Raw genomic sequence first — 2,343 nt, 5'->3', positions numbered from 1 at the left:
GGTTCTTCGCGGGTCAACGCGAAGAACCTTTGAAAAGCATCGTTTCGACGAAGACCGAGCCGGCGATGGCGTACGAACCGCCATCGCCGGTCGGCCAACCCGCCCGGCACCTGTGCCGAACGGACGTCGGATCGAAGCCGAGACAGCGCGACGTGCCCGGGAGGCGAGCGTCACTGCAACGCCCCCGCCTCCCGGAACGGGACCGATCAGTCCCGGATTGAGCCGTAATTGACGCCGGCGAGCGGCACCGCCTTCGCGCTTCCGCTCACGCTATTGCCGCTCATCCAGCCCAAATTGAGGCCGACCAGCCCGCCGTAGAACTGCGAGTAGCCGTCCGTGTAGGCAATACGGCTGCTGGAGCTCGAATTGTCGACGTTGCCGAAGTTTCCGCCTGCCACGCCGCCCAGCCATGCATAGCGCCCGCCGGACACCGCACCCGACGACGACGACGCCTTGACCTTGCCGTCGTTTTCGCCGACGAGGCCGCCGACCCGACTGACATCACCGCCCTTCGCCGAACCGGAAGCGTCGGACGCATCGATCGATGCGCCCATGAAGTTTTGGCCGACCAGACCACCGACGTAGCTATTGTCGCCCGCAACGACGTCGCCCGACGCGCTCGACGACGCCACGCTGCCCATGTTGTATCCGACCAGGCCGCCTGCCTTGCCGTACGTACCGTCGACGTTCACGGCCCCGCTTGCGCTGGCGCTCGCCACCTTGCCGAAGTTCGTGCCGACGAGACCACCTGCCATGCCGTTATCGCCAGCCGATACGTTGCCGGCCGCCGAGGACGCGGTCACGGTGCCGTGGTTTTCGCCGACGAGACCGCCAGCCTGGCCTTGCGCGCCGACCTTGACCTCTCCGTTGGCCGACGAACCGTCCACCTTGCCGAGGTTCGTGCCGACGAGGCCGCCTGCCTTCGCGTTGCCGCGCCCGTCCACCTTGCCATGCGCATTCGATGCGATGATCTTGGCCGCGTACCCGTTACGGCCGACGAGGCCGCCCAGCTGGCTGTCGGTGCCCGTCGTGACGTTGCCGTTCGCCGTGGATGCGTTGATCGTGGCCTCGTTCAACCCCACGAGACCGCCCGCCACCGCGGCGTTGCCGGCCTGAACGCTGCCGTTCGCCGTCGACGCCAGGATCGTCGCACGGTTGACGCCGGCGAGCCCGCCGACCATGGCCGACCGACCGGCAACGACGTTGCTGTCCGCCGTCGACGCGGCGATCTTGCCGAGATTTTCCCCGACCAGGCCGCCTGCCTTGCCGTTGTCGCCAACGGTCACGTCGCCCTTCGCGCCGGATGCATCGATCGACGCGGTGTTGTAGCCGACCAGACCGCCCGCCGTGCCGTTATTGCCCACGGTCACGCTGCCCGTCGCGTTGGAGGCTTCGATCGCCGCGGCGTTGTAGCCAACCAGGCCGCCCGCCGTCGCGTCATGACCGCCTCGCACGCTCGCGCTCGACGAAGAGGCCTTGATGCGGCCCGACTTCTCCCCGCCTTCGTTGAAACCGACCAGGCCACCGACACGCGCACCGCTGGCCAGGGCGGTGACACTGCCCGTGGCCGTCGAGGCCGAGATGATGCCCCGGTTGATCCCGACCAGACCGCCAGTGCTGCCCGCCGACTCGCTGCGAACCTGTACGTCGGCGCGGCTGTTGCTGATGGTCGCGTCGCCGAGATTCGGCGAAAGGACGGTGCGGCTTTCGCCAACCAGACCGCCGGCGTACATCGCTTCCTTGCCGCCTTCGACACGGCCGGAAACGGATGCGCGATCGATCCGTCCGCTATAGTTGCTGCCGACCAGACCACCGACGATCACGCGGCCGGTGCCGGTTACCAGGACGTTTTTCGCCTTCACGTTCGTGATGTCGCCCAGGTTGTAGCCGGCCAGCGTGCCGATGCTGACGATGTCTGTGGGAGAGGCCGCCCCTCGCGCAGTGATTTTGTCCAGCGTGAGGTTGGCGATACGACCCGAATTGGACGCGAACAACCCGACGATCGCCACCCCGGGGTTCGAGATTGACAGGTTGCCGATGGTATTGCCCAGACCGTCGAACACACCGGTGAACCCCTGACTCTTGCCGCCAAGGCTGCGGAATTGCGCGTCCTTGCCGTCGATCGCGTTACCCAGCACGTAACGGCCCTTCATGTTGCCTTCGACGCCGCGCAGCCCCGCGAGATCGTGGATCACCTGATAGGCATCGCCGTTCGCCGAGAACGACGCATTGCGACCCGACAGCGTGACCGTCGCATCGTCGTTCGTCAGCGTATGGCCGCTGCCCGAGTTCAGCGCCAGGCTCGCCTTTTCGCCCGTCAGCGCCACGTTGTTGCCGATGCGG

The 2,343-nt window shown here is 66.9% G+C and carries 1 protein-coding gene; it reads right to left on the bottom strand.

Annotation, left to right across the window (positions count from 1 at the left end; translation table 11 throughout):
* Positions 1-206: 206 nt before the first annotated feature.
* The coding region (locus tag ACM6JT_RS24605; RefSeq protein WP_414857499.1) for a beta strand repeat-containing protein at positions 207-2,343 on the bottom strand (2,137 nt) is incomplete at its 5' end.

Source organism: Burkholderia sp. IT-111MI5, from assembly GCF_949752865.1.
GTDB lineage: Bacteria > Pseudomonadota > Gammaproteobacteria > Burkholderiales > Burkholderiaceae > Burkholderia > Burkholderia pyrrocinia_C.
Note: the sequence above shows the minus strand (reverse complement) of the source record. Positions and strands in the feature narration are given on the sequence as shown.